This is a genomic window from Faecalispora sporosphaeroides DSM 1294, from assembly GCA_000383295.1.
Taxonomy (GTDB): domain Bacteria; phylum Bacillota; class Clostridia; order Oscillospirales; family Acutalibacteraceae; genus Faecalispora; species Faecalispora sporosphaeroides.
The window spans coordinates 215,966-223,883 of record KB911071.1 but is presented as its reverse complement, the minus strand read 5'-3'; the positions used below and the strand labels follow the sequence as shown (position 1 = coordinate 223,883).

Sequence of the window (7,918 nt, the reverse complement as noted above, 5' to 3'; positions counted from 1 at the left end):
GTCCTGTTGAATATTGCGGTTATATTACTTGCGTTATGGTTTATGATAGGGCTGTATCTGTAATGTATTACGTTCAATGAAAGCTGTTTTTATACTGGAAGATGCCAATTCTGACATGAGGGAGGAACCGCCATGAACAAAGAATACTGGCAGGGAATTCAGAGTGAAATATTGGAGAGAAGGGGTATCTACAAGCTGTGGGTTTTTCTGTTTCTGTTTTGCGGTACCGTGATTATGCTGCCGGAAATTCCGGTTCTGGCGTATTCCCCGCAGCTTCTTCTGGGAGTGATCACGCTCGTGTTTCTGGGGATCATCTGGCATGTCTGCAAAGAGGAAAGAACCAAAGAGCAAAGCCATGAGCTGTTAGGTTACATGGTTCTTTTCCTTGTGATGATTGCCGGCTCTGTCTACCGCATGTTCCGGTGAATGCGAATGAATAAAGCCCGTCCTGTGTCTTTCGCTTTTTGAGCGGATACAGGACGGGTTTCCGTTTATAATACAGTGTAGAGCTCGCCGCGGCAAAAAGCGTTTTGCTTGGCGCCATAACGCGCAGAGCGGCCAAATGGCAGAAACTGTTTGTTTACACAATCTTCTTTTTTTTTATACGGCTCTATGCTATAATAAAAATCACATACGTGCAAAGCTGATTAGGCGAAACAGGTGCCGTTTCGCTTTTAAATTGTGTTGAGGTGAAGACGATGAATATTTTGGCCAAGTTCTTTGGTAATTACAGCAAACGCGAGTTGAAGCGGATTCAGCCCCTTTGCGATGCTGTTCTGGCGTTGGAGGAAAAATACAAAGCCATGTCGGACACCGAGCTGAAAGCGCAGACGCCTGCGCTCAAAGAAAGGCTCGCAAATGGCGAAACGCTGGACGACATCCTGCCCGACGCGTTTGCCGTTTGCCGGGAGGGCTCCGCCCGCATATTAGAGATGCGGCATTTCCCGGTACAGATCATTGGCGGCATCGTGCTGCACCAGGGGCGCATCAGTGAAATGAAGACCGGTGAAGGTAAAACGCTGGTGGCGACCCTGCCGGCTTACCTGAACGCGCTCTCCGGCAAGGGCGTGCACGTGGTTACGGTCAACGATTACCTGGCCCGCCGCGACTCGGAATGGATGGGCAAGGTGTACCGCTTCCTTGGCCTGACCGTCGGTCTGATTACGCACGAAATAGACAACGAGCAGCGCAAGGCCGCCTATGCGGCAGACATCACGTACGGCACCAACAACGAGATGGGCTTTGATTACCTGCGCGACAACATGGTGATCTACAAAGAGAATAAGGTACAGCGCGGCCACAATTACGCAATTGTCGATGAGGTGGACTCCATCCTGATCGATGAGGCCCGCACACCTTTGATCATTTCCGGCCAGGGGGATAAATCCACCGAGCTGTACGCACTGGCCGACCGTCTGGCCAAGCAGCTGAAAATGGTTCGCGTGGCCGAGGTGGACGAAAAGGAAGACAACGACGAGCTGTACAAGGAATATGACTACATCGTCAACGAAAAGCTGAAAACCGCTTCTCTTACCCCTTCGGGCGTGAAGAAGGCGGAAAAATTCTTCCAGATTGAAAATCTGACCGACCCCGAGAACCTGACGATTCAGCACCACGTCAATCAGGCGATTAAGGCGAACGGTGTGATGCGCAACGATATCGACTACGTTGTGAAGGACGGCGAGGTCATCATCGTGGACGAGTTCACCGGCCGTTTGATGTATGGCCGCCGCTACAACGAGGGCCTGCACCAGGCCATTGAGGCCAAGGAAGGCGTAGAGGTTGCCAGAGAGAGCAAAACGCTGGCTACCATCACGTTCCAGAATTATTTCCGCCTGTACGCAAAGCTCTCCGGTATGACCGGTACGGCCATGACCGAAGAGGAAGAATTCCGCGAGATCTACAAGCTGGACGTTGTGGAAATCCCCACCAACCGCCCGCTGGCGCGCGAGGACTTGCCCGATGTCGTCTACAAGACCGAAAAGGCCAAGTTTGACGCCGTGATCGAGGATGTGGAGGAGCATTACAAAAAGGGGCAGCCTGTGCTGGTCGGCACCATTTCGATCGAAAAATCCGAAATTCTCAGCAGTATGCTCAAACGCCGCGGCGTCAAGCACGAGGTGCTCAATGCGAAGTACCACGAAAAAGAAGCCGAAATCGTTGCGCAGGCCGGTAAAAAGGGCGCCGTCACCATCGCCACCAACATGGCCGGGCGCGGTACCGATATTATGCTGGGCGGCAACGCCGAATATATGGCAAAATCCGAGATGCGCCGCCTGGGCTTTTCGGAAGAGCTCATCAGCGAATCCACCGCGTATTCCGATACGCAGGATCCCGAAATCCTCGAAGCCCGCAAAACCTTTGTGGAGCTGAATGAAAAATATAAAGAGCAGGTTCGTCCCATTGCCGAAGAGGTTCGCTCGCTGGGCGGTCTTTATATCATCGGTACCGAGCGCCATGAATCGCGCCGTATCGACAACCAGCTGCGCGGCCGCGCCGGCCGTCAGGGCGACCCCGGCAAGAGCCGGTTCTATATCTCGCTGGAGGACGATCTGATGCGTCTGTTCGGCGGCGAACGCATCTCGAATCTGATGGATTCCCTCAAGGTGGAGGAGGATATGCCGATCGAGGCCAGCATGCTATCCAAGACCATCGAAGGCGCGCAGCGCAAGGTGGAAGGCCGCAACTTCGGCATCCGCAAAAACGTTCTGCAGTACGACGATGTGTTGAACCGCCAGCGCGAGGTCATCTACAAGCAGCGCGATCAGGTGCTCAACGGCGAAAACATCCGCGGTCAGATCATCACGATGATCGAGCAGGCGATCGACACCAATGTAAAGCGCTACCTGCCGGAGGATCAGCTGCACGACGACTGGGACTTCAAGGGACTGCGCGACCATTATATGGGCTGGCTGCTGCAGCCGAACGATCTCGACTTCTCGCCGGAGGAGCTCGAGGATCTTGACCCCGAATATGTGAAGGGCGAGCTGCTGAAAATCGCGAATCGCCTGTACGAACAGCGCGAGCAGGAGTTTGGCCCCGAGATCGTGCGTGAGCTCGAGCGCGTGATTTTGCTCAAAAATGTCGACACTCTGTGGATGGATCACATTGACGCCATGGAAGAGCTGCAGCGAGGGATTCGCCTGCGCGCCTACGCGCAGCGTGACCCGGTGGTAGAGTACCGCATGGAAGGCTACGATATGTTCGACGCGATGATCGCGCAGATTCGCGAGAACACGGCCCGCATGATGCTGACGGTGCGCCTGCAAACCAAAGAAGAGCCCAAGCGCGAAGAGGTGGCAAAGCCCACCATGGCGGCCGGTGCCGGTGACGGCAGCGAGGAAAAGCGCCCCGTGGTGAACGGGAAAAAGATCGGCCGCAACGACCCCTGCCCCTGCGGGAGCGGAAAAAAGTATAAAAAATGCTGCGGCCGCGACGAATAATCCGCACACGCGCAGTAGTATAGAACAGAAAAAAGGCTTGCCCAACGGGCAGGCCTTTTTTGATATGTATTAGAGGCGCGCCTCACCTCGTCAATTTACTGAAAACCAGAAAAAACTGCCTGTGGGAGAATGTGTGCGCTAAAAAGGAGCAAACGGTTAACAGTAACCATTTTTCCCCAAAAATCAATCCTTTTTCCCAGAGCTTACCGCATCCGTACAATCCAGACCAGAAAGTAGATTCCCAGCCACTTGCTCTGTGTCCAGTCTCTGCTCCTCGAAATTTTTTTTCTGATACAGCATCTCCGAAATTTTCCCCAAAATGATCTGCTGCTCCAGTTGGTCGAGCTTGCGAAAGCCGTTCAAAAGGAACTGCTCCGGTTCCGGCAGCTGGCTGGGGGGCGGAGTGTTGTCCGCAAGAAGGTCGAGCGACAAATTGAGAAAGCGCGCTATACGATATATCTTATCAAATGGCGGCGACTTGATTTTCCCGTTTTTCCAGTCGGATAAAAAGCTGGTGTTGACTTGGCTTTTGACAAGGCACTCTTTCTCCGAAATCCGCCTTTGTTCAATCGCATTTAAGATCTGTTTCAATATTTTACCGCTGTTATATTCCAAAGGTTCTGTTTTCATACATCAATCTCTCTCTCCACAAATTTAAGAAATATCGAATTTTAGTCTTGACTTGTTAGATATATCGTATTATACTAAAAGCGTTGTAGGATTTTGATCTCTCTTATCCAATCGCATAAAAAGCAGAATAAGAATTTGATTACCCTTCATGATATCATACAAAAAAAATCCTGTCCATGGAAAGTGCTATAGAAACAGAATAGAAACATCGTGAAACAGGAGATGAGAGTGATGAGCAAACGAAACTCACGCCCGCTGACCCCGTTTGGGGTGTGGATCAAAACGCAGTCCATCATCAAAAATATAGAGCTGCGCGCCGTGGCCAGGCAACTGGGAGTGTGGCCGCAGAATCTGACGGATAAAATGCGGGGCATCCGCCATTTCCATGACAGCGAAATCCTCCAGATAGAAACGATGTTTGGCGAAAAGTATTCCTCCAAATTCCATTAGGCCGCCGGCCGCATTTTGGAAGGGAGCGCTTTACCCCAATATAAACATTAGTTTTCTATTTATAGAATAGTATGGCATTTTTACAATAATATATCGCTTTAATAATATTATATTTAGTAATAAATGGACAATCATTTTGAAATAAGAGGTAAAGCGAAATGAGCCTGTGGGGGCTTAGAGCGCCGAGGAAACGCCGCGGCTTCTCTGCAAAGACCTGCTGCGGCAATGAAATCAGGCAATCTTTTCGGATGGCTTCGCCGGGGAAAAGAAGGTGATCTTCTGCTGTCCGAATGGTTTGAAAACAAGAAAAAGAGGTGATTGAAAAAACGAAAAATGGCCTTGCAAAAAAGTTGAATCATGCTGTTGGCGCCGGGGGAATGTTTGGCAAACACCCCCGACGCGAATAAGATGGGAGGTTTCATTTTGGGAGAGTATGATGTGATTCATTTTGAGGCGCTCGGCGCGGAGGCGGAGCATTTAAGGGAACAGACGGACGCCGCGATTCGGCAGGGGAAGCTGCCGGCGGACATGAAGGATCTGATTACCCCGAGCAATGTGCAGGATTATCTGGCGGCGCACCCGGGTTTAATTCTGCCGGAACTGATTACGACAAAAACCCATTCGGTTTTGCCGGAAGAGTACATAAAAAGCGGCGGAAAAAGCGTGATTACCAGAAGCGCCGGGTACGACCACTTTGAACAGTACGCAGAGGTTTTGAACATCACCTCCCTGCGGGAGTACTGTGTTAATTCCGTGGCGCAAACCGCGGTAAAGCTGGTGCACGCCGCGGCCGGTTACCTGAACCATTACACGGAAAACACCATGACCTTTGAGCGGAATAAGGCAAAATCCTTTATGGAGTTTGTGCCGGAGCGCACGGCCACCGTGTTTGGCGTGGGGAAAATCGGGCGCAGAATCTATGACCTCTTGGTGGGGAACGGCCTGAACGTGCAGGCTGTGGATATTCGTCAGGAAGAGCTGAAACAGGAATATGGGGAAAGTGTGCATTTCGTCACCAAGGAGGAAGCGGCCCGAACCAGCGATATTGTGGTCTGCGCGATGAATCTGACCCGTTCGCCGCGCAGCAGGCTGTATAACGTCAACTACTTTTCAAAAGAGTACCTCTCTTCTTTTCCAAAGGACTTCGTGTTTGTCAATGTGACTCGCGGCGATATTGCCCCGGAATCCACGCTGCTGGATTTGTACAACAGCGGGAAGATCCTGGGGATTGGCCTGGACGTGTTCAGCGACGAAGAGGGCTTTGAAAAAGCGCTGAACGGACACGAGAAATGGAACGAAGAAGACCGAATCGCCGCGAAGGTTCTGCTGGACCACGCAATCAACCGCACCGGGAATGTGTACGTGCAGCCTCATCAGGCATTCAACTCCGATGTTGCGGCAAAAAGCAAGGCGGCCAATACCGTCGCCCACATGATTGCATGGTACCGAAACGGAAAAGCACACTTTGATGAGCAGCTGCCCTATTATCACGAGTGATCCAAACGATGGGAGAGGGGTTTTATTATGACGTTATGGGATGTGTTTGTAGACCTCAGCTGGATTGGGATTTTGCTGCTGGCCGGGCAATTGATGCGCGCAAAAATCCCGATTTTTCAAAAATTCTTTATTCCGGCCTCGCTGCTGGCCGGTATTCTGGCGTTTGTTCTGGGGCCGAACGGCTTGGGCTGGATTCCGTTTTCCAAGTGGCTGGGCACGTATGCCGCGGTTTTGGTAGCGGTCATCTTTGCCGCCGCGCCCATTGACGAGGACGACGGAGAGCCCAGAAAGACCGATAAAAACTCCGAGCGCTCCAAAATGATGTGGGGCATGACCGTGAACACCATGGGGATTGCCGTATTGCAGTACGGTGTGGGCATTCTGCTCACCATGTATGTGCTGCGCATTTTCTATCCGCAGTTGCATGAGGGCTTTGGCCTGATGATGGCCACCGCGTTCTTCGGCGGCCCCGGCACGGCGGCGGCGGTCGGCGGCGCGCTGGAGCTGGTAGGCTGGAGCGACGGTGCGGTGGTCGGCTATACCCTGTGCTCGGTGGGGATCATCGGCGGAATTCTTCTGGGAATCGTCATCATCAACTGGGGCGCCCGCAAGGGGTACACCAATTATGTTACCGATCCGCACGATCTGCCGAGGGAGATGCTGACCGGACTGATCCCGCCGGAGAATCAGAAGAAAGCCGGCAAGATCACGGTTTCCGGCATCAGCCTGGATTCCATGGCGTTCCATCTGGGGATTGTTCTGCTGGCGGGCTATTTGGGCTACCTGATGACCCGGTATTTCAAGGGCCTTACCGGCTTTGAAATCCCCGTATTCTGCACCGCGCTGATTGCGGGCTATCTGGTTCAGTTTGCGATGAAAAAGACCAAGGCCGCGCGTTATGTGGACAAGTCCACAATCAGCCGTATCAGCGGTACCTCCACCGATTTTCTGATTGTTTCAGCGCTCGGCTCCATCAATGTACAGGTGGTCATCACCTATGCGGTTCCGCTTCTTGTTACCATCGCTGCGGCTTTCATTCTGAACTGGGCGTGGTTCATCTTCATCGGCGGGCATACCTCTCCCAAAGACTGGTTTGAGCGCAATCTGATGGTTTGGGGCCAGGCCTGCGGCGTGCTGGCTACCGGAATCCTGTTGGAGCGTATTGTTGATCCGGATCAACGGGCCTACGCGGTGGAGGATACCGGTTTTGCGAACCTGATTTCCCGCCCGATTATCACCTTCCTGACTGTGGCGCCGCCTATTTTTATCGGACTTTTTCCGATCATCAGCAGCTATATTCTCGGCTGGGCCTGTGTTGTGGCAACCATCGTGATTCTTCTGGTGGGCTGGAAGATGAAGTGGTATGCGCCCGGCGGGCCACTGCCCAAGGGCCGCGCGCTCAAGAACACGGCGAAGGAAGAAGGGCCGGTTGAGCTGGTTCACGAAAGCGCGCGCTGATGAGGTTCTTTTTGTCTGAGTATAAGCTCCCTTATGATAGAAATGGAATGGTTGGCCCGACAGGCGTCCCTTTTGGGGGATGCCTGTCGGGCCATTTGGATTTGTGCGCGGGCTGAATCGCCTTGGAATTCGGCCCGCGCGCTTTTTCGCTGCCTGCCGGTTTTACCTAAAAAAATCGTGAATTCGATTGTGCTTATGTTCTCATAAAGATTATACTTTTTGAATTTTTTTGATATTTTTTCTAATTTAGCACAAAAACTATTGCAAAATTTCTTTTAAGTCAGTATAATTGATAATTAGATGCCGGACAAGGGATGCTTTCTGTTCCAGCCCCCTCTAGTTGGAATACCCGCCGGTTTTCGTTTGATTACTCTCTCTTTTTAATATCAGGGCGCCGCAGTACTGCGGCGCCCTGATATTTTTATTTCGCTCTTCGCGCT

At 52.1% G+C, this 7,918-nt stretch carries 6 protein-coding genes; 5 read left to right on the top strand and 1 reads right to left on the bottom strand.

Annotated features, from left to right (window positions below; genetic code table 11):
• Positions 1-132: 132 nt before the first annotated feature.
• Positions 133-426 carry a hypothetical protein gene (locus tag G340_RS0111985; protein ID WP_020073891.1) on the top strand — a complete coding sequence of 98 codons (294 nt, stop codon included), beginning with the start codon at positions 133-135 and terminating at the stop codon, positions 424-426.
• 272 nt (positions 427-698) lie between these two features.
• Positions 699-3,443, top strand: a complete 2,745-nt coding sequence (secA, locus tag G340_RS0111980; RefSeq protein WP_020073890.1) for a preprotein translocase subunit SecA — start codon at positions 699-701, stop codon at positions 3,441-3,443.
• Positions 3,444-3,626: 183 nt separating this feature from the next.
• Here secA and G340_RS0111975 read toward each other — a convergent pair whose 3' ends face one another.
• Positions 3,627-4,034, bottom strand: coding sequence for a helix-turn-helix domain-containing protein (locus G340_RS0111975; protein ID WP_326522392.1), 408 nt, complete (start codon positions 4,032-4,034; stop codon positions 3,627-3,629).
• Positions 4,035-4,304: 270 nt separating this feature from the next.
• On the opposite strand from G340_RS0111975, the gene G340_RS0111970 reads away from it, so the two are divergent.
• The 3 genes from G340_RS0111970 to G340_RS0111955 all read left to right on the top strand — a co-directional run bounded on the left by G340_RS0111970 (position 4,305) and on the right by G340_RS0111955 (position 7,478).
• Complete coding sequence (locus G340_RS0111970) at positions 4,305-4,523, top strand: hypothetical protein (RefSeq protein WP_020073888.1); 219 nt, start codon at positions 4,305-4,307, stop codon at positions 4,521-4,523.
• Between the two features lie 423 nt (positions 4,524-4,946).
• Entirely contained in the window at positions 4,947-6,020 is a 1,074-nt protein-coding gene (locus G340_RS0111960) for an NAD(P)-dependent oxidoreductase (RefSeq protein ID WP_020073886.1), read from the top strand.
• 27 nt (positions 6,021-6,047) lie between these two features.
• On the top strand, positions 6,048-7,478 hold the full coding sequence (locus tag G340_RS0111955; RefSeq protein ID WP_020073885.1) for a sodium/glutamate symporter: 1,431 nt from the start codon (positions 6,048-6,050) through the stop codon (positions 7,476-7,478).
• Positions 7,479-7,918 lie beyond the last annotated feature (440 nt).